A 242-nucleotide genomic window follows, 5' to 3' on the forward strand; every position below is an offset into this window, starting at 1 on the left:
GATTCGGCCACCCCGGTGGTGAATACGGTTAACGATGCACCTGAAGTGACGATCACGAACACCAATGCATTTACCGAAGACGACGGCAGCGCAGTAGAAAATGCGGTAGTGGCGACGTTTAACACCTCTGATGAAGATGGTAATGATGTCACGGTCACGGTGGATGACATCATCAACTACCAGGTCGTGGGCAATGAGGTTCTCTTAACAGCAGCGGGCGCGGCGCTGGTTAACAGCGGAGC

Annotated in this window: 1 protein-coding gene; it reads left to right on the plus strand. The window is 53.7% G+C overall.

What is annotated here, in order from left to right:
- Positions 1–242, plus strand: a 242-nt coding sequence (locus tag H5084_RS19405) for a hypothetical protein (protein ID WP_182692248.1), incomplete at both ends; no start/stop codon positions are given.

Source organism: Psychromonas sp. SR45-3 (genome assembly GCF_014163575.1).
Classification (GTDB): Bacteria; Pseudomonadota; Gammaproteobacteria; order Enterobacterales; family Psychromonadaceae; genus Psychromonas; species Psychromonas arctica.